This is a genomic window from Mesorhizobium sp. B2-3-4, from assembly GCF_006442315.1.
Lineage (GTDB): Bacteria > Pseudomonadota > Alphaproteobacteria > Rhizobiales > Rhizobiaceae > Mesorhizobium.
The window spans coordinates 197,220-220,193 of the sequence record NZ_VFVY01000002.1 but is presented as its reverse complement, the minus strand read 5'-3'; the positions used below and the strand labels follow the sequence as shown (position 1 = coordinate 220,193).

Genomic DNA, 22,974 nt, shown 5'->3' with positions numbered 1-22,974 from the left:
TTCGATCGCAAACGGAAGGACGCGGCATCATGGCACCACGCAAGATCATCATAGACACCGATCCGGGCCAGGACGACGCCTTCGCCATCCTCTTCGCACTGGGGTCGCCAGCCGAGCTCGACGTGGTCGGTATCACAACGGTCGGCGGCAACGTGCCGCTCGCGCTGACATCGAAGAACGCGCTGAAGGTCGTGGAACTCGCCGGACGGCCTGATGTGCCTGTCTACGCCGGGTGCCCGGCGCCGATGGTGCGCAAGCTGATCACGGCCGAATATGTCCATGGCGAAACCGGTCTCGACGGTGCCGACCTGCCCGAGCCGGCGACGCCGCTGCAAGGCGAACATGCGGTCAACTACATGGTGCGCACGATCATGGATGCGCCCGAAGGCGAACTGACCGTCTGCACGCTCGGGCCGATGACCAATCTGGCCATGGCCATGACCATGGAGCCGAGGATCGTGCCGCGCCTGCGGGAGGTGGTGCTGATGGGCGGCGGGTTCTTCCAGGGCGGCAACGCCACGCCTGCCGCCGAGTTCAACATCTTCGTCGACCCGCATGCCGCGCACAAGGTGTTCGACAGCGGCGCGCCGGTGACCATGGCGGGTATCGACTGCACCTACACCGCGCTGATGACCCCGGAATGGCTCGACCGCCTGCGCGCCACCGGCAGCCGCGCCGCGATCGAGGCCGCGAACCTCGCCGACTTCTACCGCCAGTACGGCACCCACAAGTTCGAGACGCCGGCGCGCCCGATCCACGACGCCTGCGTCACCGGCTATCTGCTGGCGCCGCAGGTCTACGAGCAGCGCCAGTGCGCCGTGACGGTCGACATCGTCTCGCCGGAGACGATCGGCATGACCGTCGTCGACTGGTGGCACGTGACCGGACGGCGCAAGAACTGCAACGTGCTGCGGCGCATCGATCCGGCGCCGTTCTTCGAACTCATGCTTGAGCGGATCAGCGCATTGCCCTGAGCCCGGTGTTCCGCGATAGATGGACACTCGAAGAGTCGCGAAGCGCATCGGAGCCGGCAAACGGATTGCAGGCATTGGGCATGGCGATGAAGGTCTTGACCACATGAAAGCGGACAGCGCCCCTGCCAGAGGCAAGAGACCGTCCAAGGCCGCCGCGCCCGCGAAAACGGCGCGGCAGACGCTGAGCCGCGAGGCCTGGATCGCGGCGGCACGCAAGGTGCTGGAGAAACACGGCATCGGCGAGGTCAAGATCGACCGCCTCGCCAAGCAGTTCAAGGTGACCCGCGGCAGCTTCTACTTCCATTTCACCAGCCTGGCCGATCTTCGCGACGGCCTGCTGCAGGAATGGCGGGACATCAATTGCCAGCCGTTCTGGGCGATGCGCGAGACGCACGACCCGGATGGCCTGCAGTTCTTCACCGACATCGTGCATGTCTGGGTCGACGAGGCGCCGTTCAGTCCGCTGCTTGATCTGGCCGTGCGCGACTGGTCGCGAACATCGAAGAAGCTGGCGCAGGAGGTCAAGGATATCGACGATCTGCGCATCGAGCTTTTGATCCGCTCGTTCCGCGCCATGGGCTATCCGCCGGATGAAAGCCTGGTGCGCGCGCGCATCACCTATTTCCACCAGATCGGTCAGTACGCGCTGTCCTTCAAGGAGGATCCGGCGGTGCGCAGGAGCTACCAGCCGCTGTTCGGCGAGGTGCTGCTCGGGCCGCTGGTGCAGGAGCGAGGGACGGCGCCGCGGCCGTCGGAGATCAAGGGCGGGCGGCAACGGTGACGAAAGAAGCCGATTTTGCCGAGATCGTGCTGTTCGCGCCGGTTCGCCGGGAGAAGGCGCCGATCACGCCTTTTGTCTGGCAAGGCGCTCCAGCGCATCGACGATCAGGTCGCAGAACTTCGCATGATCGAGCTTCATCGCCACGTTGTGGCGGAAGTTGAGCTGCTCGCTTGCGGTGCCGCCGAAATGGTGCATGCCGCCCATCTTCTCGAAATTGCAGACCGTCATGCCCTTGGTCCACCGGCCGGCGATTTCCACACGGATATCGGCCTTCTCGGTGGTGAAGACGGTCGGGTCTATCATGGCCGCGACGCAGCACGCATCGTGGACGGCGGGGTACTCGATCTGCAGCAGGCCGCCATGCGTGGTCGCTATGAACTCCCAGATATCGAGGATGAACTTGGCGATCGGGCCGCCGACGGCGCGCACCCTGTCCTGCAGCTCCGGCGTGGCCAGCGCCTGGTGCGTCAGGTCGAGCCCGACCATGGTGACGTCCCAGGCGGCGCGGAACACCACGTCGGCCGCCTCCGGGTCGCCATAGATGTTGAACTCGGCCGCCGGCGTGATGTTGCCCCTGGTATAGGCCCCGCCCATCGCGACGACCCGCTTCACCCGTTCGATGATGCGGGGGTCCTTGCGGGCAGCGAGCGCGATGTTGGTGTAGGGGCCGACCGGCACCAGCGTCACGGTCTTCGGCTCGTGCGCCATGACCGTGTCGATGATGAAGTCGACGGCATGCCGCTTGTCGAGTTCGAAGGAAGCAGGCGGCAACACCGGGCCGTCGAGCCCGGTATCGCCGTGAATTTCGACCGCCAGCACCTGATCGCTGATCAGTGGGCCCGGAGAGCCCTTCGCCACCGGCACCTTGATGCCATAGGCGGTGCAGGTGGCCAGCGCATTGCGCGTGGTGTTCTCGACATTGTGGTTACCCGAAACCGTCGTGATGCCGAGGAGATCGATGTTCGGATTGCCTGCCGCCAGAAGAATGGCGATGGCGTCGTCATGCCCGGGGTCGCAATCCAGGATGATCTTTTCCATGATGACACCTCCACTGTCGGCCTGATCCTCGGGAACAAGAGACCGCCACGCCCGCACAGTCAAGTTCGGGTCATTCGTCGTGGAAGCGAATGCAGTACAGTGCCTTTTACCGGTCGACGGTTGCAGGAGGCGACCAGGCCAGTCACCCCGTCCCGGGAATCGCGATGCCTGCATGGTGACTTCCCAACTGCCAGAAGGGCAGCCGGAACCGGTCGCGCTCCGCTTCGACGACATGCAGGCCCGCCGCACGGATCAGTTGCAATGGATCGCGGTTGAGGTGACAGCCGCCGGCGAACCGACCCCATACCAGGTTCAGGCGTTCCTGCCATTTGCGGCAACGCGTTCCTTCGGCCTGACCGTGCTCGATGAAGATCAACCGGCCCGTGGACTTCAGGACGCGCCGGATTTCGGTCAGTGCGGCCTCAGGGTCGGGAATGGTGCAGAAGGCATAGGTGACGACCACCGTGTCGGCGAAGCTGTCGGCCAAGGGCAGCCTTTCACCGCTGGCCCTGATACAGTCGACATCGAACGGCACGGAGCGGCTCTTCGGTTCGGCCAGGCCCAGCATCGTGCCGTCGGGATCGATGCCGACCAACCGCTTCACCTTGCCGACGTCGTAATATGGCAGGTTGAGCCCTGACCCGAAGCCCACTTCGACGACAAAGCCCGCTGCCCGCGGAATCATGCGCTTTCGCATGTCAGCGAACGCGTTTGCCGAACAGCCGGCGTGGACGATGTATGGCGCGACGCAACGCGCGTACCAGGAAAGGCAGGATTGGCACATATCTCAGCCTCCTTGCCCTGTGTCGGCAGCGGCGCGGCCGCCGGCAACGGATCCGGACGTGCGATAGCGGTTGAGAGTATTGACCCGTGACATTTCTCGCTCCAAGGGAGTTTTCTGATCGGGCCGGTCGGCCCGGTGTCGTGGGATTGGATAGAAGGCCGGCGTCCCCTCAACGTCCCCTGGATGGCCGTGTGCGCATCGATGGAACAATTGGAGTTCCGATTCCTGGGTTTTCCGGAGTTCCACTTGAACGGCCGGCGAGTGGAGCTTGCCCTGCGCAAGGCGGCGGCGCTTCTCATCTATCTCGCCGAGGCGAGTGGACCGGTGGCGCGCGAGGTCGCCGCCACGCTTTTGTGGCCCGAAACCGACGAGCAGGCCGCCCGCGCACGCCTGCGGCGCACATTGCACAAAATCCGCATCGCCTTTGGCCGCGAGATCATCGCCGCCAAAGGCGACGCCCTCAGCCTGCACCCGGCACTGACCGCCGAACTCGACACCAGGGTTTTCGAGCATGCGTGCGATTCCGGCTCTCTCGATGAAGCAGCCGGGATCTACAGGGACGACTATCTCGCCGGCTTCTCACTACCGGACTGTCCGCAATTCGAGGAATGGGTCTTCTTCCGGCGGGAGACGTTGCGCGGCCGGCTGGTGCAGGCGCTGGAGCGGCTCGTCGAAGCCAAGATCGCCGGCGGTGAGCCGCGCGGCGCGGTCGTTCATGCGACACGGCTGACGGCACTCGATCCCTTGAGCGAAAGCGCGCACCGCCATTTGATCCGTGCCCATCTGGCGACCGGAGACAAGGCGGCGGCCGAGCGGCAGATCGAGACGTGCATCCGGCTCTTGCGCGATGAACTCGGCGTGGCGCCGGACCCCGCCACGCTCGCCATGCTGCGCGGCCCAGTGCAAGACGCGGCCCTGGAGGTGCCCAGGACGCGCTATGTCGCGGTGGGCGGCATCCACATCGCGTACCAGATCGTCGGCAAGGGCCCGGTCGACATCGTGCTTGTTCCCGGCTTCATTTCGCATGTCGAGCGCATCTGGGAAGACCCGAGCTGCCGCGCCTGGCTGACCGCGGTTTCGCGCCTGGGTCGCCTGATCCTCTTCGACCGGCGTGGCATGGGGCTTTCCGACCGCGTCGGCGCCCGTCCCACCGTCGAGGCGACGGCGCAGGATATTCTGGCGGTCATGGACGCGGCCGGCAGCCGCCGGGCCCTGCTGGTCGGTGCTTCGGAGGGCGGGCCGGGCTGTATCCGCTTTGCCGTGGACCATCCCGATCGCCTGAGCGGCCTCGTCCTTTGGGGCTCGCTCGCCAAAGGCAGCCGCGCGGCCGACTATCCCTACGCATTGACCGTCGCGCAATACGACCTCTGGAAGCAACGGCTGCTGGCTGGCTGGGGCGGCCCGGCGGAAATCGAGACTTTCGCCCCGAGCCTTGGCGACGACCGCCAGGCGAGGATCTGGTGGGCCGGTTTGCTCAGGGCAGCCTCCAGTCCGGGCGCGGTCGCGGGGCTGCTGGAGGCGCTACGGGACGCCGATGTCCGTCACCTCCTGGCAAAAGTCTCGGCCCCGACGATTGTTGTCCACCGCTCCGGTGACCGCGCCGTGCGCATCGAGGCCGGGCGGTTCCTGGCGTCCAGGATTCCAGGCGCGCGATTCATCGAGGTCGAAGGCGACGACCACTGGTTCTGGGTCGGCGACCGTCAGTTGCTGCTCGACAGCATCGGCGCGTTGGCGCGGCCCCGGTAGTCCTGCCTCAAGCCGTTTTCTGCGCCACCAGCCCGAGTTCCTCCACCATTGCCTGACGCATCAAAAACTTCTGCGGCTTGCCGGTCACCGTCATCGGCAATTCAGCGCGGAAGCGGATATGGCGCGGCACCTTGTAGTGGGCGATCTGGCCGGCGCAGAAGGTTTTGATTTCCTGTTCGGTGGCGAGCTGACCGGGCTTCAGCACGATCCAGGCGCACAGTTCCTCGCCATATTTGGCGTCGGGAATGCCGAAGACCTGCACCTCCTTGATCTTGGGATGGCGGTAGAGGAATTCCTCGACCTCTCTGGGATAAACGTTCTCGCCGCCGCGGATGACCATGTCCTTGACGCGGCCGACGATGTTGCAATAACCCTCGGCGTCGATGGTGGCGAGGTCGCCCGTGTGCATCCAGCCGTCGGCGTCGATCGCCTCGCGGGTCTTTTCGTCGTCGTCCCAATAGCCCTTCATCACCGAATAGCCGCGCGTGCAAAGCTCGCCCGGCGCGCCGACGGCAACCGTTGCGCCATCGGCATCGACCGCCTTGACCTCGACATGCGGATGGATGCGCCCGACGGTCGAGACGCGCTTTTCCACCGGATCGTCGGTGCCGCTCTGGAACGAGACGGGGCTGGTCTCGGTCATGCCATAGGCGATTGTCACCTCCGACATATGCATCAGCGACACCACCTTCTTCATCACCTCGATGGGGCATGGCGAGCCGGCCATGATGCCGGTGCGCAGGCTGGAGAGATCGAAGCTCGAGAAATCAGCATGGTCGAGCATGCCGACGAACATGGTGGGGACGCCGTAGAGGCCGGTGCAACGCTCCTGCGTGATCGCCTCCAGCGTCAGGCCGGGATCGAAGCCCTCGCAAGGGAAAACCATGGTCGCGCCCTTGGTGACGCAGCCCATCGTGCCCATCGACATGCCGAAGCAATGGTAGAGCGGCACCGGAATGCAGAGCCGGTCGTCGACGGTGAGCTTGATGGCCGAGGTGACGAAATTGCCGTTGTTGACGATGTTGAGATGGGTGAGCGTCGCACCCTTGGGCGCGCCTGTCGTGCCGGAGGTGAACTGGATGTTGATCGCATCGCCCGGCTTCAAGCTCTCGGAAATCCGGTCGAGGCTGTCATGCTCGTCGCGGCCGGCCATCGCCAGCACGTCGCCGAAATTGAACATGCCTGGCGAGTTCTCCTCGCCCATGCGAATGACGATCCTGAGCGCCGGCAACTTGGCGGCCTTCAGTCTGCCCGGCGTCGCGGTGGCGATCTCGGGCGCCAGCGTCCCGATCATGCCGAGATAGTCCGAGGTCTTGAAGCTCGCCGCCGTCACCAGCGCCTTGCAGCCGACCTTGTTCAAGGCATATTCCAGTTCGGTCAGCCGGTAGGCCGGGTTGATGTTGACCAGGATCAGGCCGATGCGGGCGGTGGCGAACTGCGTCACCAGCCATTCCCAGCGGTTGGGCGACCAGATGCCGACGCGGTCGCCCTTTTTGAGGCCGAGCGCCAGGAAGCCGGCGGCCAGCGCATCGACCGTGTCCGACAGTTCGCTCCAGGTGAAGCGCTTATCCTGGCCGACGAAAACGGCGGCATCGAGCGTTCCGTATTTGCTGACGGTGTCGGAGAACAGGGCTGGAATGGTCTGCTCCAGCAACGGCACCTTGCGTTCGCCCGAAACATGCGCCTTGCCGTCCACAGGCGCGACAAAGACAATGCCGGCGCGCGCGCCGCGTCCGCGCAGATTGGTGGCGTTCTTCAACTCGTCGAGATTGACCGGCATCGCTGTCTCCTCCCAGCACGGGTCGAGCCTATCAGCCTGCCGGGATCGTGGAAATCCCGCCGATGGTCGTGGAGCTATCCGACCGCCGCCATCATCTTCGCTGCTATGTCGCGCAAGAGCGCCTCATCGGTGGTGGAACGATCCTTCTTCGAGGCCACCAGACAGGCCTGCGACTTCAGGACGACACCATCGCCCAGCACCTTGAGATGGTTGGCGCGCAGCGTCGAGCCTGACGAGGTGATGTCGACGATGACGTCGGCAAGGCCGGCCGCCGGCGCGCCCTCGGTGGCGCCGAGACTCTCGACGATGCGATAGACCTGGATGCCGTGCTTGAGCGAAAAGAATTGCTGCGTCAGCCGCCAGTATTTGGTGGCGATCCTCAGCCGCCGGCCGTGGCGCTGACGGAAATCGGCGGCAACATCGTCGAGATCGGCCATGGTGTCGACGTCGAGCCAGATTTCAGGCACCGCGACCACGACATCGGCATGGCCGAAACCGAGGCGGGCGACGATCTCGACGCGCGCTTCCCAGTTGGCAAGGTTTTCGCGCACCAGATCCTCGCCGGTGATGCCGAGATCGACCGCGCCCTGCCCGATTTCTCCAGCTATTTCGGAAGCCGACAGGAAGGCGACCTCGACATTGTCCAGGCTCTCGACGCGGGCGTGATATTTGCGCTCGTCGCCAGGCAGGCTGACGGCAAGGCCAGCCTTGGCCAGCACCTCCAGCGCCTGCTCCTTGAGCCGGCCCTTCGACGGGATCGCCAGCGTGATCATGATGCCGTCTCCCGCAACGCCTCGATGCGGTCGAGCCATACCGAGAAGCCGACACCGGGGATCGCGGTCTTGGCGCCGAGCAGCGTCAGCAACCTGTCGTAGCGGCCGCCGCCGGCCAGGGCGCGCTCGCCATCCCGCGCCACGATTTCGAAAACCAGACCGGTGTAATAGTCGAGCGGACGGCCGAAGGCCGCATCGTAGCGGATTTGTCCCGAGGGCAAGCCGTGTGCCTTGATCGCCCTGGCGCGGGCCGCGAATTTTTCCAGCGCCGCCCCCAAGGAAAGCCCGGCGCCGGCGGCGAAAGACTCCAGCGCCAGCGCTGCGCCATCCAGAGGGACATCGATCGCCAGAAAACCCTTCAGCGCCGCGAAAGCCTCATTCGACAGCCGTACGCTGCGCAACTCGGCCTTTTCGATCAGCCGCCGCCCAATGTCCGATGGCGCGCGCCCGGCCGATGCGGAGAGGCCAGCCTGCTCCATGCCGCCGGCAATGTGTTGGGAAAGACCGTCCAAGTCGCCATCAAGGACCAGCGCCGCGACATCGCCGGAGAGTTGGCCGTTGCGCGGCGGATTGGCGAGATCGGCAAGTGCCGCCTCCAGCATCGGCGCCGAGCCGAAAGCTCGCGCCAGCCGCATGCGCCAGCCGCGCGGCAGGCCGAGCGCCGCCAGCACCGCCTCGAAAATACCCTGGTCGCCGAGCGTGACTGCCAGAGCCTGGCCCGGCAGCACAAGCGACAGCAGCGCATGCGCGTCGGCCACCGAGCGGGCATCGGCTTCAGCCGTGTCGCGGTCGCCGAGATCCTCGATGCCGGCCTGGAAGAACTCGTTGCCGCCCTCGCGGCGCTGGCGAAACACCTCGCCGAGATAGGAGTAGCGGCGCGGCGTGCCAGCCTGGCTGGCAATGTGGTCGAGGCAGACGGGAATGGTGAATTCCGGCCGCAGGCACAAGGTCTGCCCGGTCTCGCTTTCGGTGAGGAAGATGCGGCGGCGCAGATCCTCGCCGGCCATGTCGAGAAACGGGTCGGCCGGCTGTAGCACGGCAACCTCGACCGCGTGGGTGTTGCGGGCCGCGAAGAGGCTGGTGATATCGGCTGAGATGGCGGGGTAGCGGGAGGTCATGGATAGGTTGGGCGCGAGGCCCCCCTCTCTGTCCTGCCGGACATCTCCCCCTCGAGGGGGGAGATTGGATGTCGCGAACGCTTTCGCCAATCTGCCGCGTTGCAGAAAGAGCGCAGTGCTTGAAGCTGCTGATCTCCCCCCTTGAGGGGGGTGAGGAGAGGTCCGCGAAGCGGACGGGAAGCCAATTGCTTGGCTTTCCGAATGCCGAACGCCCGGAGCGACAGCGAAGGGCCGGGTCCGGCAGGCCAGAGACGGGGGCTCAAGCGCCACCTTTCGCGCGGTCTGCCGCCTGCGCCGCCAGGATCTTCCGCACCTCGGCAACCAGTTCGCCCTCCGCCACCGTCACCTGCGCCGGCCGCGCGGCGCGCCATTCGGCGTTGTCGGTGATCTCGGCCGACATGCGGGCGCCTTCGATCAGGTCCTTGATCTGCACCTCGCCCTTGGCACGCTCGTCGCCGCCCTGGATCACGGCAACCGGGCAGCCGCGACGGTCTGCGTATTTCAGCTGCGCCTTCATGCCGGCACCACCCAGATACATTTCGGAGCGGATGCCGGCGGCGCGCAGTTGCGAAACCATCTTCTGATAAAGGCCGAGGCTTTCCGTATCCTTGTCCATCACCAGCACGACGGCCGGCGCGATCACGTCGGCGCTGTCGAGCTTGCCAAGGTTCTTGAGCGCCGTCATCAGCCTGGAGACACCGATGGAGAAGCCTGTCGCCGGCACCGGCTCGCCACGAAAGCGGGAAACCAGGCCATCATAGCGTCCGCCGCCACCGACCGAGCCGAAACGCACGATCTGGCCGTCCTCGTTAGGGATTTCGGCCAGCAGTTCGGCCTCGAAGACCGGGCCGGTGTAGTATTCGAGGCCGCGCACGACGGAACGATCCATGGCGACGCGATCCTCGGCATATCCGGCGGCCCTGACCAGGGCCTCGATGGTCGCGAGTTCGCCGACGCCTTCCTGGTAGACCGCGTTCCCGCTGACTCTGGCATCCTGGCCGGCCTGCGCGTTGCGCGCCGTCGCCAGAAGAACCGCCTGGGCTTGCGCCTCATCAAGCCCTGCGCCCTTGGCGAAATCGCCCTCGCCTTCCTTGCCGCCATCCCAGCGCCCGGGGCCAAGCAGAAGCTTCACGCCTTCCGGGCCAAGCTTGTCGAGCTTATCGATGGCGCGCAACACCGTCAGCCGGCGGCCGGCATTTTCCTCGCCGCCAAGGCCGATGGCTTCGAGCACGCCGTCCAGCACCTTGCGGTTGTTGACGCGGATGACGTAGTCGCCGCGCTTGATGCCGAGCGCTTCCATGACATCGGCCATCATCATCGCCATCTCGGCGTCCGCCGCGACGCCCGGCGTGCCGATCGTGTCGGCGTCGAACTGCATGAACTGGCGGAAGCGGCCGGGGCCGGGCTTCTCGTTGCGGAACACCCAGCCGGAGCGATAGCTGCGATAGGGCTTGGGCAGGCGCTCGAAATTCTCGGCGACAAAGCGCGCGGTCGGCGCCGTCAGATCGTAGCGCAGCGACAGCCACTGGTCGTCGTCATCCTGAAAGGAAAACACGCCTTCGTTCGGCCGGTCCTGGTCAGGTAGGAATTTGCCCAGCGCATCGGTGTATTCGATCAGCGGCTGGTCGGCCGGTTCGAAACCGTAAAGCTCGTACACCGAACGGATCGTCGCCATCATCTTCTCGACGGCGCGGATGTCCTCGGCGCTGCGGTCGGTAAACCCGCGCGGCAGCCGCGCTTTCGTCTTTTCCGATTTGTCGGCCATGAGATGAGCACCCGGAGTTTCGTGGCTTTGCGTGGACGAGAAATCTCCCGTCCCGTAGCGCGCGTTTCCTAACCGATGAAGCCGGGAGCGGCAAGGGTTGGCGCCCAGCCCCGTATCCAACGAGCGTCGAAGGCGCACGAAGCTGCCTGAAACAAAACGCACCAGGAATGAAACAATGCCGCCATGAGCGCGGCATTGTGCCGACACAATCAAGGCCGATACAACGCACCGAAACGAAGGGGTTCGGGACATGACCAGCGCAACGGAATTCCATGCCAAAGGCGAGGCCGGCGACATGCCGGCGCGCCTGCGCCCGGCGGGCACCCATGCACCGAAGATGGTTGGCCAGGCGGCCGGGCCTTTCGATGTGCCGGCCGCCACCGGCAAGGGGCCCTCGCTGCGCGACGCGTTGGTGACCGGCCTGCTGGTGATCTATCCGACGGTCGCCACCGTGGCTGCGATCGTCGCCGGGCTGTACCTGGCCAGCGCCAACGGCACCTGAAACCGCCCGCTTCGCGGGACGCCATTTCCATATTTCTGGAGGGGAGATTGAGCATGCGCCTGGGCTACGCATACGCACTTGGCTGCGCATTTCTACTCGGTGTGGCCGATCCGGCCAGTGCCGCCGGCTGCAAGCCGGGCGACGCCGGTCTTGCCGGACACTACTACCTGCATGGCGTCATGGAGGTCGGTTCCGAACTGCTTTTGAAGAAGGATGGCAGCTTCGAGTTCATGCTGGCCTATGGCGCCAACGACCAATACGGCAAGGGCTGTTGGGTGAGGAAGGGATCGACCGTCGAGGTCATTCCCGCCGGACGCAGCTCCGCATCGACACATCACACGCCCGACGACAGCGGGTTCAACGGCCTGGTGCTGACCGTCTCGGGCAGCAGCCTGGTGTGGAACATCAATGGCAGCGGCCACAAGGGGCGCTTCGAGAAGTGAGGCGTGGCGCGACATCTGGCAAGGTCGACGCCGCCCCTCATCCGGCCTTCGGCCACCTTCTCCCCGTGAACGGAGAGAAGGGAAAAGTGTCTATTTCGGCCGCTTGAACGCCTTTCGCTCCTTCTCGACCTGCTTGCGGCATACGCAGCCCTCGAGATGGTCGTTGACCAGGCCCATGGCCTGCATGAAGGCATAGACCGTGGTCGGGCCGACGAAGGTCCAGCCGCGCTTCTTCAACTCCTTCGAAATCCGTACCGAGACCGCGGTGGTCGGGTTGGCGCGCAAATGGGCGAGGTCGACGGTTTGCGGGCGCTCCTCCTTGCCGGGTTCGAATTTCCAGAACCAGGCGGCCAGCGAGCCTGATACGTCCACCATCTCGCGGGCGCGTTTGGCGTTGTTGATGGTCGAGACGATCTTGCCGCGATGGCGGATGATGCCGGCATTGCCGAGCAGGCGCTCGACATCCTTGTCGGTGAAGGCGGCGACCTTGTCGAAATCGAAGCCGGCGAAGGCCTCGCGAAAATTCTCGCGCTTGCGCAGAATGGTCAGCCACGACAGGCCCGATTGAAACCCTTCCAGGCAAATCTTTTCGAACAGCCTGCGGTCGTCGGCCACCGGCCGGCCCCATTCATGGTCATGGTAGTGCAGGTAGTCGGGCAGGTTGCCATGCCAGAAGCAGCGCACGACACCGTCAGAACCGGTAAGCAGGCCGGTATTTTCATTGCTCATCCCAGGAAATCCATCTGTTAACGCGCTTCAGCGCCGCTTTTACCGTGGCTTTACCAGATTCCTGAACCCGGCGGTAACCACACCAAAAGGTTTACTGACAGAACCGCATTTTACGCATTCCGATTCATGTTTCGGTTGCTGCTCACCGCCAATGATCGCGAAAACCGGGAGCGTTCTTGCCCGGCGTATCAGGCGATCAAGGTGCGTTCCCATGAAATTGCTGCTTCCTCTGTTCAGCGCGGCGCTGCTCGCCGCAAGCGCCATGCCCTCCCATGCCGAGGACCGCTATGCCGACAGGCCGCCGGTGATGGTCAGCCCCGATCTTTCCGCGCCCTGGGTGCTTCAGCTTGGCCATGCGCCGGGCATCGTGCGGCAGACCCGACAGGCCGTGCAGCAGCCGCGCCAGCGCACCGCGCAGCCCGACCGCTTGCAGACGGCGGGCGTGCAGGCGCCGGCCAAGCGCATGGTCATGCGGCCGCAGATCAACCCGGTCTACCTGCCGCAGGAAGTCGCCTATGACGGAGGCCAGAAGCCCGGCACCATCGTCATCGATACCACGCAGAATTTCCTCTATCTGGTCGAGAAGAACGGCAAGGCTCGGCGCTACGGCGTCGGCACCGGCAAGCCCGGCTTCGAATGGTCGGGCACGCACAAGATCACCAACAAGCGCGTCTGGCCGGACTGGCGTCCGCCGGCGGAAATGATCAAGCGCGAGGCCGCCAAGGGCCGTTACCTGCCGACCTATCTTGCCGGCGGCATCGAAAACCCGCTTGGCGCACGCGCGCTCTATCTCGGCACGACGGAATACCGCATCCACGGCACCAACCAGCCCTGGACCATCGGCGGCGCGGTATCGTCGGGCTGCATCCGCATGCGCAACGAGGACGTGGTCGACCTTTATGAGCGGGTCAATGTCGGAACCACTGTAGAGGTGATATAATTCCCGGAACGAATCACCCGGTCCGGGTTTGCCTGGATCGGACGGAATAACGGGGGACGGGCCGTATGGGGATGCGGTCGGTCAAGAAGGGCAGCGCGGGAAACCGCGCTGCCCTTTCTTTTTGACCCCCGCCGCCAATCTTGCCTCCCCTATCGAGGCAAGTCGCCTCGGAACCAGTGCGGTTCGCATTCGGGGGCTGATTTTCCGGAACGTCTCTGCTATTGCAGCGCACAATTCGTAATTTTACGCAATTCCAGACGGAAACCGCCCCGCGCTTTCCGGAATTGTCGAAGAGGCAGAGGTGCCAGCCATGACCCGGACCGATGACAGTCGCTACCTGAGAGGTGGCCCGGTCGCGCAGCGCATCATCGCCGCGGTGCGCGAGGACGCAGCGATTGCCACGGCGGAGGGCTTTCCGCCGAAGCTGGTTTCGATCACCGTCGGCGATACCGACGCCGTGGACGTCTATGTGCGCAACCAGCGCGCCAAGGCCGCGCTCGCCGGCATCAGCTTCGAGGAACGGCGCTTTCCCGCCACCATCACCGCCGGCGAACTCGAAGCCGCGATCCACGGCCTCAACGCCGATCCGCGCGTCACCGGCATCATCATCCAGCGGCCCGTTCCCGCGCATATTCCGATCAAGACGCTGCAGGCGGCGGTGCATCCGTTGAAGGATGTCGAAGGCATGCACCCGGCCTCGATCGGCAACATCGTCTACAACCAGCTCGATCTGGCGCCCTGTACGGCCGCCGCCTCCGTCGAATTGCTGAAGGAGACCGGGCTCGAGCTCAAGGGGCTCGAGGTGGTGGTCGTTGGCCATTCCGAGATCGTCGGCAAGCCGATCGCTTTCCTGCTGATGAGCGAGGGGGCGACGGTGACGGTCTGCCACCATATGACCCGGTCGCTGGCCGCCCATGCCCGCCGCGCCGATGCGCTGTTCGTCGCCGTCGGCAAGCCGCGCCTGATCAAGGCCGATATGGTGAAGCCGGGGGCGGCCGTCATCGATATCGGCATCAATTCGGAGATCGGCCCCGATGGCGAGACCCGCATTGTCGGCGATGTCGATACCGACAGCGTCAAGGAAGTCGCTTCCTGGATCACGCCGGTGCCTGGTGGGGTCGGCCCATTGACGGTGGCGATCCTGCTGCGCAACACCATGGTGGCGCTCAACCGCCAGCGTGCGCTTTATCGCGCCACCTATGGCGTGCCGGACCAACTCGCGGCAGAGTAGCGCCAGTCCTATTCCGCGGCGATCAGGCTTTCTTCCCGGACGCCCCGCGGCTTTGGCCCGCCATAAGCCCAGTCAAGCAATTTGACCGTGTGCACCACCGGCATTTTCGCCGCCGACGCGATCTGGGTGATGCAGCCGATATTGCCGGTGGCGACGATCGCGGCGCCCGTCGCCTCGATGTTTTTCACCTTGCGGTCGCGCAGCCTGGCCGAAATCTCGGACTGCAGGATGTTGTAGGTGCCGGCCGAGCCGCAGCACAGATGGCCCTCGCGCGGCTCGCGCACGATGAAACCGGCCTTGGCCAAAAGCTCCTTCGGCTGGCGCGTGATCTTCTGGCCGTGCTGCATCGAGCAGGCGGAATGATAGGCAACGACCGTGCCTGGCTTGCGCACCGGCTCGGGCAGGTCGATTGCGGAGAGATATTCGGTGATGTCCTTGGCCAGCGCCGAGACACGCGCCGCCTTGTCGGCATAGGCTGGATCAAGGCGCAGCATGAAGCCGTAGTCCTTGATCGTGGTGCCACAGCCCGACGCGGTGATGATGATGGCGTCGAGCCCGCCTTCACCGATTGCGCGCGTCCAGGCATCGACATTCTGCCTGGCCGAGGCAAGGGCGGCCTCTTCCCGCCCCATGTGGTGGACCAGCGCGCCGCAGCAGCCCTCGCCCGGCGGCACCAGCACCTCGACGCCGAGCCGCGTCAGCAGCGAGATGGTCGTGTCGTTGATGCCGGGATCGAGGACCGACTGCGCGCAGCCGGTGAGAATGGCGACGCGTCCTCTTTTCGCTCCCTGTCCGGCATGGACGGCCGGCAAGGCCATCGGCGAGGCCGCCGGGATCGATGCCGGCGCGAGCTTGAGCATCGCGCCCAGGGGCTTCAGCGCCGGAACCCTTTCGAACAGGCCGATAAACGGCTTGCCCAGCCTCGCAAGCTTGAGCGCGGCGCGGAAGCGTTGGGGATAGGGCAGAACGAAGGCCAGCATGGCCCTGGTCAACCGGTCGAGCAGCGGCCGCTTGTATGTTTTCTGGATATGGGCGCGGGCATGGTCGACCAGATGCATGTAATTCACGCCCGACGGACAGGTGGTCATGCAGGCCAGGCAAGACAGGCAGCGGTCGATATGGGTGACGATCTCCTTGTCGGCGGGACGGCCATTCTCCAGCATGTCCTTGATCAGATAGATACGCCCGCGCGGCGAATCGAGCTCGTTGCCGAGCGTCACATAGGTCGGGCAGGTGGCGGTGCAGAACCCGCAATGCACGCATTTGCGCAGGATCTTTTCAGATTCGGCGACATCAGGATCGGCGAGTTGCGCTGATGTAAAATTGGTCTGCATCTCTGACGCTCTGTTTAGGCGCAATTCCGGACGGAAAACCGTTTCACACTTTTCCCGGAGTTGCTCTAGGCCATGCGGCCGGGATTGAGGATGTTCTTCGGGTCGAATTCCTGTTTCAGCCGCTGGCTGAGCGCGGCCAATGCCGGCGCCTGCGGCTCGAACACCGGCAGCGCGGCGCGGTGGGCGGGCGCGGCGCGCACCAGCGTCGCATGGCCACCGCCATGTTTGCGCAAAAGGCCGCGCAGCAGGGCGGCTTCCGGATCGCCCTCTTCCATGCGCAGCCATACCAGCCCACCCTGCCAGTCATAGAAGGCGCTGACGCCCGCCTGCATGCGCAGCGTCAGGACCATCTGGTGCCCCTGTGCCGGCGTCATCGAGACCCGCCAGACCGGCTTCTCGCTGCCATCGACGAAGGGCCTGATATCCCTGACATCGCGCCAGATCGCCTTCGAGGCCTCACCGGCAATCTCCTCCAGCGGCCCGGCCTTGCCGAGCAGTGTCTTCAGCGCCGCAATCCGATAAGCGACGGAGGGACCAAAACCTTCGACGCGCAGCACCGTCGCGGCATCGCTGCCGAGGCTGCCGCCGGCAACGCGCGCGGCGATGCGCTCCGGCAGATGGGCCGCGCTCGACACTTCGGCGCTGGAACCCAGCGCCAAGGCCATGGCGCCTGCCGCCGCGTCGTCGAGCAGGCCCCGCACGGCGAGCGTCACCTCGGTCTCGGCCGTCGGCAGGACCTTGAAGGTGACGTCGGTGAAGACGGCCAGCGTGCCCCAGCTGTTGGCCATCAGCTTGGAGAGATCATAGCCGGTGACGTTCTTGACCACGCGGCCACCGGACTTGAAGGCCTCGCCCCGGCCGGACACGACATTGATGCCAAGGATATGATCGCGGGCAGCGCCCGCCTTCAGCCGGCGCGGACCGGACAGGTTGGCGCCCAGCACGCCGCCGATGGTGCCTTTGCCGGGCTCGCCGCCCAGCAGCGGGCCGTAATCCATCGGCTCGAAGGCCAGTTGCTGGCCGTTTTGCGCAAGCAATTGCTCGATCTCGGCCAGCCCCGTACCGGCCTTTGCCGACAGCACCAGTTCGGCGGGTTCATAGAGGGTCACGCCGGAGAGTTTCGACAGGTCGAGCGTGTGCTCGGTCTGCAACGGACGGCCGATGCCCCGCTTGGAACCGTGACCGAGAATTTCCAGCGGCGCCTCTTCCGCCACGGCCCAGGCAACACTGGAAAGAACCTCTTCCGACGTGGTCGGGGTGAACGTCGTCAAAGCCTGTGCTCCCTGAGCTTTTCGAGCAAGGCCTCGCCTCTCGGCGACAGCCGGTAACCGACATCGAGGCTCTCGGTCAGCCCGAATTCCTTGAGCTTGCGCACATCCTGCTTGAACTTCAGCGTTTCGACGCCGGCCATCGCGGCCAGGTCGGCCGCCCGCACTTCCGGATGGGCGCCGATTGTTCGCAGAATGGACGGGAAGTAGCCGGGCGCCGTTTTGTCCCAGCGCGCGAGGCGTGCGGTCAGGGTATGCCAGTCCGCATCGGAAAACGAGGCATCGCCACGCAAGGGAACGCGCTCGTCGGGTTCGATACCGTTGAGTTCGATACGGTAGACCTGTGTGCCGTCATCGGGCCCGAGCATCTCCTGAAGGGCTGCAAGTGTCGGAAAGCCAGCCGCGATCGCGTCGTTTTCCGTCAGTGCCGAAGCATGTGCGATGGTGATGTTCCCGATCAGCACCACGCCCGAGGCCGTGCGGACCCGCCCGCCGGCTTTTACCGTCGGTCGATTCCAGCGACGAAAGGCGAGCGTCACCTCCTTGCGCGCGATTCTGTCCAGCGATGATTGTTTGAACAGCAACTCAAAACCTCGGAATATCCGGAAAAGCCACTTGCCCCCGATGTACATGCATGCGCCCCAGCTCGGCGCAACGGCGCAGCTGCGGGAACACTTTTCCGGGATTGAGCAGGTGACCGGGATCGAACGCGCATTTGACCCGCATCTGCTGGTCGAGGTCGATCTGGCTGAACATTTCCGGCATCAGGTCGCGCTTTTCGACCCCGACGCCATGCTCACCGGTCAGCACGCCGCCGACCTTGACGCAGAGCCGCAGAATATCGGCGCCGAAGCTTTCGGCCTTGTCGAGTTCGCCGGGTATATTGGCATCGTAGAGGATCAGCGGATGCAGATTGCCATCGCCGGCGTGGAAGACGTTGGCGACGCCGAGACCGTATTTCTCCGACAATTCGCGCATACCGGCCAGCACGCGCGGCAGTTCCTTGCGTGGAATGGTGCCGTCCATGCAGTAATAGTCCGGCGAGATGCGGCCGACAGCGGGAAAGGCCGCCTTGCGGCCGGCCCAGAAGCTCAGCCGCTCCTGCTCGGACTGCGAGATGCGGCACGTGGTCGAGCCGTTGGCAATAGCGATTGCCTCGACCGCCGTGATGAGGTGATCGACCTCGACGCCAGGACCGTCGAGTTCGACGATGAGCAGTGCCTCGACATCGAGGGGATAGCCGGCATGGACGAAATCCTCGGCTGCGTGGATCGCCGGCCGGTCCATCATTTCCATGCCGCCCGGAATGATGCCGGCGCCGATGATGTCGGCCACGCACTGGCCGCCCTGCTCGCTGGTCGGAAAGCCGATCAGCAAGGCGCGCGCCGTCTCCGGCTTCTTGAGGATGCGCACCGTGACCTCGGTGACGACGCCCAGCAGTCCTTCGGAGCCGGTCATGACGCCGAGCAAATCATAGCCTTCCGCGTCGAGATGGCTGCCGCCGAGCCGAACCACCTCGCCATTCATCAGCACCATCTCGATGCCCAGCACATTGTTGGCGGTGAGGCCGTATTTCAGGCAGTGCACGCCACCGGAGTTCTCCGCCACGTTGCCACCGATCGAGCAGGCGATCTGGGAGGATGGATCGGGGGCGTAGTAAAAGCCCTCCTGCTCGACGGCCGTCGTGATGCCGAGATTGGTGACGCCGGGCTGGGCGACGACAATGCGGTTGGGAAAGTCGATCGCGAGGATGCGGTTGAACCTGCTCATGACGAGCAGCACCGCGTCCTCCAGCGGCAGCGCGCCGCCCGACAAAGAGGTGCCGGATCCCCGCGGCACGACGCGGATGTTGCGGTCGCTGCAGTATTTCAGCACGCGCGAAACCTGCGCCACCGTCTCGGGCAGCACCACGACCAGGGGCACCTGCCGGTAGGCGGTCAGGCCATCGCTTTCGAAGGCACGCATTTCATTGGCCGCGTCGACGACGCCCTCGCCCGGCACGATGATGCGCATGTCGGCGACGATTTCGGAGCGCCGGCGCAGCGTCCCGGCGTCTGGCTTGGGCATGGCAAGGCCGGACATCGGCACTTCCTCCACTCGACTGGTAAAAATGATTTACCAGCTGGCGGCCATTGTTGCAAACCTTGCTTTGGTGATGCGCTGGCGGCGGACCCAAGCGAAACTTCCGCAGCGGCAATCTGCCGCTGCGCATCCATCGTTTTGAAGCGTCATGGCGAACTATTCGCCCGGATGCCTGGCCGGCTCGGAATGCATCCGCCGCACCCTGCGCACGCCCCACCAGACCAGCAGGATGGCGACGGGCACGGACGCCGCGGTAACGACTTCGGGCGCGAAGGCATGGCCGAAGACCGATGCGCCCTTGGCAACGTAGCCGATGAGGCCAACCACATAGTAGGAGACGGCGGCGACCGAGAGGCCTTCGACGGTCTGCTGCAGACGCAGTTGCAGCCGGGCGCGGTTGTTCATCGAGGCGAGCAGGTCGCGGTTCTGCTTCTCGACCTCGACGTCGACCCAGGTGCGCAGCAGCGTGGTGGCACGGGTCAGCTTGCGCGACAAATTGGCCTGGCGCTCCTCGACCGAGCGGCAGGTGCGCATGGCTGGCGCCATGCGCCGCAGCAGAAAGCCCGCCCAGGTGTCGTAGCCCTGCACAGGCTCCTCATCCAGCGCCTCCAGCCTTTCCGTGACGATGCCGTCATAGGCACGGCTGGCGCCGAAGCGATAGAGGCTGGAAGCGGCATCCGCCTCCAATTCGGCGGCAAGTTCCGTCAGATCGGCGAGCAGCGTCTGGCTGTCGCGGGTCTCGGAGACCTTCATTTCCAGCGTCGTCTGCGCCAGGCGGTCCTCGATGCGACGGGCGCGGCCGGAAAGGCTGAGAGCCAGCGGCAGGCCGAGCATGGCAAGCGTGCGGTAGGTCTCGATGTCGATCAGCCGCTGCGACAGCGCGCCGGTGCTGGCCGGCGTCAGGCCGCGGTCGAGCACCAGCATGCGGGTCATGCCGTCGCCGTCCTGGCGAAAATCGGTGAGGATGGCCGCGCTGCCGCGCTCGACCAGCGAGTAGCAGAGGCTGGTCGGATCGAAGCCGGCGACCAGCCTCTCGCTCGCCTGCGTCCATTTGCGGATTTCGAGCCGGATGCCGGAGATGACGGTTCCCGGCGGCGAAAACCCGTTGCCGAAGGGCGAATCCTCTTGTCCGCGGCCATTCTCAGCCAGCGGCCCTTCCCAGAGATAGGTCGAGAATTCGGTGTGCCTTTCCCAGCGCAGCGAGCCCTTGCCCCATTTCATGGCGTGGTGGCGGGCTTGGCGATCGGGGGCGGCGATACCGAGGCGGCGCGACAGTTCCGAAAGCACGGCATGGTCGACCGCGGAGCCGCCTTCGGTCATGAAGGAGAGCTGGACGAGCACACGCGGCTTCTCGACCAACGGATGCGGACGGGCGTGAACCTCGCCCAGCGCTCCAGGCCGGCCTTCATGCGCCGGAAAGCCCATGACGCTGCCCTGGCTGCGCGGCTGGAATTCAAGATTGGACGTCTCGTCCGACACGTCTGGTCCCCCTGTTTCGACCTTCGTGCAATGGCGTCGTCTTGCGGCAATCGGCAAGGCAGGTAAACAGCAAAGTTTAGCGCCGGGCGATATGCCGGGGCGGCGCGGAGATCGACCGGCTGAGACGAATTGGATAAATAATTTGACCAGTTGGTGAAAGTGGCTTTAATCTGGGCGACATCCATCCCGTACCCCAGGCGCTTCCCTTGAGCGACATTTTCTCCAGGATCGAGCATTCGCGCACCGCCGATGAGGTGGTGCAGCAGATCGAAAGCCTCATCCTCGAAGGCGTGCTGCGCACCGGCGACCGGCTGCCGGGCGAGCGCGAACTGGCGCGCCAGTTCGACGTGTCGCGGCCGATCCTGCGCGACGCGCTGAAGGCGCTCGAAGGACGCGGGCTGCTGACGACCAAGGCCGGCGGCGGCACCCATGTCGCCGACATTATCGGTCAGCTGTTCAGCAAACCGGTGGCGGACCTGATCTCGATGCACCGCAAGGCGGTGACCGACTATCTGGAATACCGCCGCGAGATCGAAGGCATAGCCGCCGAATACGCGGCGCGGCGCGCCACGCCGGAGGACCTTGCGCTGCTCGACCGCATCATGGCGCGGATGGACGAGGCGCATCGTACCGGCGACTTCGACGACGAGGCCGAGATCGATGTCGAATTTCATCACGCGATCTGCGAATGCGCGCACAATATCCTGCTCCTGCACACGCTGCGCTCCTGCTACCGGCTGTTGTCGGAAGGCGTCTTCCAGAACCGGCTGCTGGTGTTCACCGTGCCCGGTGCGCGCGAGGCACTGCTGGCGCAGCACCGGGCGATCCACGCCGCGGTCAAGGCCGGCGATCCAGCCGGCGCCCGCCAGGCGGCGATGGACCACATGACCTATGTCGAGCGTTCGATGGCCGAAGCCGAACGCAGCGGCGACTGGCAACGCGTGTCGCGGCTGAGGCTGAGGCAGCGTTCGGACGCCGGCGACAGCGAACCGGCGCGCAGACGCTCCTAATCAATTCGATCAAGCGGGGACCATCATGAGCGACATTCTCACCATCGCAGACCTCAAGGATCTCGCGCGCCGGCGCGTGCCCAAGATGTTCTTCGACTATGCCGACTCGGGCGCCTGGACCGAGGGCACCTACAGGGCGAACGAAGAAGACTTCCAGAAGATCAAATTCCGCCAGCGCGTGCTGGTCGACATGAGCAACCGCTCGCTGGAATCGACCATGATCGGCCAGAAAGTGTCGATGCCGGTGGCGCTGGCACCGACCGGCCTGACGGGCATGCAGCATGCCGACGGCGAGATGCTGGCGGCGCAGGCGGCGGAGGAGTTCGGCGTGCCGTTCACACTCTCCACGATGAGCATCTGCTCGATCGAGGATGTCGCCTCGGCGACGACAAAACCGTTCTGGTTCCAGCTCTACGTGCTGCGCGACAAGGATTTCGTGCTCGACCTGATCGACCGGGCGAAAGCGGCGAAGTGCTCGGCCCTGGTGCTGACGCTCGACCTGCAGATCCTCGGCCAGCGCCACAAGGACGTGCGCAACGGGCTTTCGGCGCCGCCCAAGATGACGCTGGCCAACATCATCGACCTGGCCAGCAAGCCGCGCTGGTGCCTGGGCATAGCCGGCACCAAGCGCCGCACCTTCCGCAACATCGTCGGTCACGCCAAGGGTGTCGGCGACGTCTCTTCGCTGTCGTCATGGACGACGGAGCAGTTCGATCCGCAACTGTCCTGGAAAGACGTCGCCTGGATCAAGGAACGCTGGGGCGGCAAGCTGATCCTGAAGGGCATCCTCGACAAGGAGGACGCGCTGATGGCGGCCAAGACCGGCGCCGACGCGATCGTGGTTTCCAACCATGGCGGGCGGCAGCTCGATGGCGCGTCGTCCTCGATCATGGCGCTGGAAGAGATCGCGGACGCGGTCGGCGACAAGATAGAAGTGCACATGGACGGCGGCATCCGTTCCGGACAGGACGTGCTGAAGGCGCTCTGCCTCGGCGCCAAGGGCACCTATATCGGCCGGCCGTTTCTTTACGGCCTCGGCGCGCTCGGCAAGGAAGGGGTTACCAAAGCGTTGGAAATCATTCGCAAGGAGATGGACATCACGCTGGCACTGTGCGGAAAGCGTCTGGTCACCGACATGGGCAAAGACCAGCTCCGCCGCTAAAGTCCGTGGCATCTGACCACGGAGATATCCAGACG

At 65.0% G+C, this 22,974-nt stretch carries 21 protein-coding genes; 9 read left to right on the top strand and 12 right to left on the bottom strand.

Annotated elements, in window-relative coordinates; translation table 11 throughout:
* The first annotated feature begins 29 nt into the window (after positions 1–29).
* Together FJ967_RS04720 and FJ967_RS04715 are read left to right on the top strand one after the other, a co-directional pair.
* On the top strand, positions 30–974 hold the full coding sequence (locus FJ967_RS04720; RefSeq protein ID WP_140730537.1) for a nucleoside hydrolase: 945 nt from the start codon (positions 30–32) through the stop codon (positions 972–974).
* Between the two features lie 103 nt (positions 975–1,077).
* On the top strand, positions 1,078–1,755 hold the full coding sequence (locus FJ967_RS04715; protein WP_140730536.1) for a TetR/AcrR family transcriptional regulator: 678 nt from the start codon (positions 1,078–1,080) through the stop codon (positions 1,753–1,755).
* 63 nt (positions 1,756–1,818) lie between these two features.
* On the opposite strand, the gene FJ967_RS04710 is transcribed toward FJ967_RS04715, so the two are convergent.
* On the bottom strand, positions 1,819–2,793 hold the full coding sequence (locus FJ967_RS04710) for a nucleoside hydrolase (RefSeq protein ID WP_140730535.1): 975 nt from the start codon (positions 2,791–2,793) through the stop codon (positions 1,819–1,821).
* Positions 2,794–2,935: 142 nt separating this feature from the next.
* A complete protein-coding gene (locus FJ967_RS04705) occupies positions 2,936–3,577 on the bottom strand; it encodes a class I SAM-dependent methyltransferase (RefSeq protein WP_140730534.1) in 642 nt (213 codons plus the stop codon).
* Positions 3,578–3,778: 201 nt separating this feature from the next.
* On the opposite strand from FJ967_RS04705, the gene FJ967_RS04700 reads away from it, so the two are divergent.
* Entirely contained in the window at positions 3,779–5,323 is a 1,545-nt protein-coding gene (locus FJ967_RS04700; protein WP_140730533.1) for an alpha/beta hydrolase, read from the top strand.
* Between the two features lie 7 nt (positions 5,324–5,330).
* On the opposite strand, the gene FJ967_RS04695 is transcribed toward FJ967_RS04700, so the two are convergent.
* From FJ967_RS04695 to hisS, 4 genes are all read right to left on the bottom strand, one after another.
* The gene (locus FJ967_RS04695) at positions 5,331–7,103 is read right to left on the bottom strand and encodes an AMP-binding protein (RefSeq protein ID WP_140730532.1); all 1,773 of its coding nucleotides are present in this window, start codon (positions 7,101–7,103) and stop codon (positions 5,331–5,333) included.
* A 74-nt stretch (positions 7,104–7,177) separates the two neighbouring features.
* Positions 7,178–7,876, bottom strand: a complete 699-nt coding sequence (hisG, locus tag FJ967_RS04690) for an ATP phosphoribosyltransferase (RefSeq protein ID WP_140730531.1) — start codon at positions 7,874–7,876, stop codon at positions 7,178–7,180.
* On the bottom strand, positions 7,873–8,994 hold the full coding sequence (locus tag FJ967_RS04685) for an ATP phosphoribosyltransferase regulatory subunit (RefSeq protein ID WP_140730530.1): 1,122 nt from the start codon (positions 8,992–8,994) through the stop codon (positions 7,873–7,875). Before FJ967_RS04685 ends, hisG begins: the two co-directional genes overlap by 4 nt.
* Positions 8,995–9,253: 259 nt before the next feature.
* The gene (gene hisS, locus FJ967_RS04680) at positions 9,254–10,759 is read right to left on the bottom strand and encodes a histidine--tRNA ligase (RefSeq protein WP_140730529.1); all 1,506 of its coding nucleotides are present in this window, start codon (positions 10,757–10,759) and stop codon (positions 9,254–9,256) included.
* A gap of 250 nt (positions 10,760–11,009) precedes the next feature.
* Here hisS and FJ967_RS04675 point away from each other — a divergent pair, with 250 nt between their 5' ends.
* Together FJ967_RS04675 and FJ967_RS04670 are read left to right on the top strand one after the other, a co-directional pair.
* A complete protein-coding gene (locus FJ967_RS04675) occupies positions 11,010–11,261 on the top strand; it encodes a hypothetical protein (RefSeq protein WP_140730528.1) in 252 nt (83 codons plus the stop codon).
* 53 nt (positions 11,262–11,314) lie between these two features.
* Entirely contained in the window at positions 11,315–11,704 is a 390-nt protein-coding gene (locus FJ967_RS04670) for a hypothetical protein (RefSeq protein WP_140730819.1), read from the top strand.
* 90 nt (positions 11,705–11,794) lie between these two features.
* Here the strand turns inward: FJ967_RS04670 and FJ967_RS04665 are convergent, their stop codons facing one another.
* The gene (locus FJ967_RS04665; RefSeq protein WP_140730527.1) at positions 11,795–12,433 is read right to left on the bottom strand and encodes a DNA-3-methyladenine glycosylase I; all 639 of its coding nucleotides are present in this window, start codon (positions 12,431–12,433) and stop codon (positions 11,795–11,797) included.
* A 211-nt stretch (positions 12,434–12,644) separates the two neighbouring features.
* Here FJ967_RS04665 and FJ967_RS04660 point away from each other — a divergent pair, with 211 nt between their 5' ends.
* Both FJ967_RS04660 and FJ967_RS04655 read left to right on the top strand, forming a co-directional pair.
* On the top strand, positions 12,645–13,373 hold the full coding sequence (locus tag FJ967_RS04660; protein ID WP_140730526.1) for a L,D-transpeptidase: 729 nt from the start codon (positions 12,645–12,647) through the stop codon (positions 13,371–13,373).
* A gap of 310 nt (positions 13,374–13,683) precedes the next feature.
* Positions 13,684–14,604 (top strand): bifunctional 5,10-methylenetetrahydrofolate dehydrogenase/5,10-methenyltetrahydrofolate cyclohydrolase, encoded by a 921-nt coding sequence (locus FJ967_RS04655; RefSeq protein WP_140730525.1) that lies wholly within the window; start codon positions 13,684–13,686, stop codon positions 14,602–14,604.
* 8 nt (positions 14,605–14,612) lie between these two features.
* Here FJ967_RS04655 and glcF read toward each other — a convergent pair whose 3' ends face one another.
* The 5 genes from glcF to FJ967_RS04630 form a co-directional block, all read right to left on the bottom strand.
* Entirely contained in the window at positions 14,613–15,938 is a 1,326-nt protein-coding gene (gene glcF, locus FJ967_RS04650; protein WP_140730524.1) for a glycolate oxidase subunit GlcF, read from the bottom strand.
* Positions 15,939–16,003: 65 nt separating this feature from the next.
* Positions 16,004–17,209, bottom strand: a complete 1,206-nt coding sequence (locus FJ967_RS04645; protein ID WP_140730523.1) for an FAD-binding protein — start codon at positions 17,207–17,209, stop codon at positions 16,004–16,006.
* On the bottom strand, positions 17,206–17,838 hold the full coding sequence (locus tag FJ967_RS04640) for an ASCH domain-containing protein (RefSeq protein ID WP_246675171.1): 633 nt from the start codon (positions 17,836–17,838) through the stop codon (positions 17,206–17,208). The genes FJ967_RS04645 and FJ967_RS04640 overlap by 4 nt, the downstream gene beginning before the upstream one ends.
* Positions 17,792–19,288 (bottom strand): FAD-linked oxidase C-terminal domain-containing protein, encoded by a 1,497-nt coding sequence (locus FJ967_RS04635; protein WP_140730521.1) that lies wholly within the window; start codon positions 19,286–19,288, stop codon positions 17,792–17,794. Before FJ967_RS04635 ends, FJ967_RS04640 begins: the two co-directional genes overlap by 47 nt.
* 156 nt (positions 19,289–19,444) lie before the next feature.
* Positions 19,445–20,767, bottom strand: coding sequence for a DUF3422 family protein (locus FJ967_RS04630; protein ID WP_140730520.1), 1,323 nt, complete (start codon positions 20,765–20,767; stop codon positions 19,445–19,447).
* Between the two features lie 206 nt (positions 20,768–20,973).
* Here FJ967_RS04630 and FJ967_RS04625 point away from each other — a divergent pair, with 206 nt between their 5' ends.
* A complete protein-coding gene (locus FJ967_RS04625; protein WP_140730519.1) occupies positions 20,974–21,777 on the top strand; it encodes an FCD domain-containing protein in 804 nt (267 codons plus the stop codon).
* A 25-nt stretch (positions 21,778–21,802) separates the two neighbouring features.
* A complete protein-coding gene (locus tag FJ967_RS04620; protein ID WP_140730518.1) occupies positions 21,803–22,939 on the top strand; it encodes an alpha-hydroxy acid oxidase in 1,137 nt (378 codons plus the stop codon).
* Positions 22,940–22,974 lie beyond the last annotated feature (35 nt).

What these genes read in the sequence shown, in the direction of transcription:
- FJ967_RS04720 (WP_140730537.1), top strand. Translation starts at nt 30, where the DNA reads ATGGCACCACGCAAGATCATCATAGACACCGATCCGGGCCAGGACGAC.
- FJ967_RS04715 (WP_140730536.1), top strand. Translation starts at nt 1,078, where the DNA reads ATGAAAGCGGACAGCGCCCCTGCCAGAGGCAAGAGACCGTCCAAGGCC.
- FJ967_RS04710 (WP_140730535.1), bottom strand. Translation starts at nt 2,793, where the DNA reads ATGGAAAAGATCATCCTGGATTGCGACCCCGGGCATGACGACGCCATC.
- FJ967_RS04705 (WP_140730534.1), bottom strand. Translation starts at nt 3,577, where the DNA reads ATGTGCCAATCCTGCCTTTCCTGGTACGCGCGTTGCGTCGCGCCATAC.
- FJ967_RS04700 (WP_140730533.1), top strand. Translation starts at nt 3,779, where the DNA reads ATGGAACAATTGGAGTTCCGATTCCTGGGTTTTCCGGAGTTCCACTTG.
- FJ967_RS04695 (WP_140730532.1), bottom strand. Translation starts at nt 7,103, where the DNA reads ATGCCGGTCAATCTCGACGAGTTGAAGAACGCCACCAATCTGCGCGGA.
- hisG (WP_140730531.1), bottom strand. Translation starts at nt 7,876, where the DNA reads ATGATCACGCTGGCGATCCCGTCGAAGGGCCGGCTCAAGGAGCAGGCG.
- FJ967_RS04685 (WP_140730530.1), bottom strand. Translation starts at nt 8,994, where the DNA reads ATGACCTCCCGCTACCCCGCCATCTCAGCCGATATCACCAGCCTCTTC.
- hisS (WP_140730529.1), bottom strand. Translation starts at nt 10,759, where the DNA reads ATGGCCGACAAATCGGAAAAGACGAAAGCGCGGCTGCCGCGCGGGTTT.
- FJ967_RS04675 (WP_140730528.1), top strand. Translation starts at nt 11,010, where the DNA reads ATGACCAGCGCAACGGAATTCCATGCCAAAGGCGAGGCCGGCGACATG.
- FJ967_RS04670 (WP_140730819.1), top strand. Translation starts at nt 11,315, where the DNA reads ATGCGCCTGGGCTACGCATACGCACTTGGCTGCGCATTTCTACTCGGT.
- FJ967_RS04665 (WP_140730527.1), bottom strand. Translation starts at nt 12,433, where the DNA reads ATGAGCAATGAAAATACCGGCCTGCTTACCGGTTCTGACGGTGTCGTG.
- FJ967_RS04660 (WP_140730526.1), top strand. Translation starts at nt 12,645, where the DNA reads ATGAAATTGCTGCTTCCTCTGTTCAGCGCGGCGCTGCTCGCCGCAAGC.
- FJ967_RS04655 (WP_140730525.1), top strand. Translation starts at nt 13,684, where the DNA reads ATGACCCGGACCGATGACAGTCGCTACCTGAGAGGTGGCCCGGTCGCG.
- glcF (WP_140730524.1), bottom strand. Translation starts at nt 15,938, where the DNA reads ATGCAGACCAATTTTACATCAGCGCAACTCGCCGATCCTGATGTCGCC.
- FJ967_RS04640 (WP_246675171.1), bottom strand. Translation starts at nt 17,838, where the DNA reads ATGTACATCGGGGGCAAGTGGCTTTTCCGGATATTCCGAGGTTTTGAG.
- FJ967_RS04635 (WP_140730521.1), bottom strand. Translation starts at nt 19,288, where the DNA reads ATGTCCGGCCTTGCCATGCCCAAGCCAGACGCCGGGACGCTGCGCCGG.
- FJ967_RS04620 (WP_140730518.1), top strand. Translation starts at nt 21,803, where the DNA reads ATGAGCGACATTCTCACCATCGCAGACCTCAAGGATCTCGCGCGCCGG.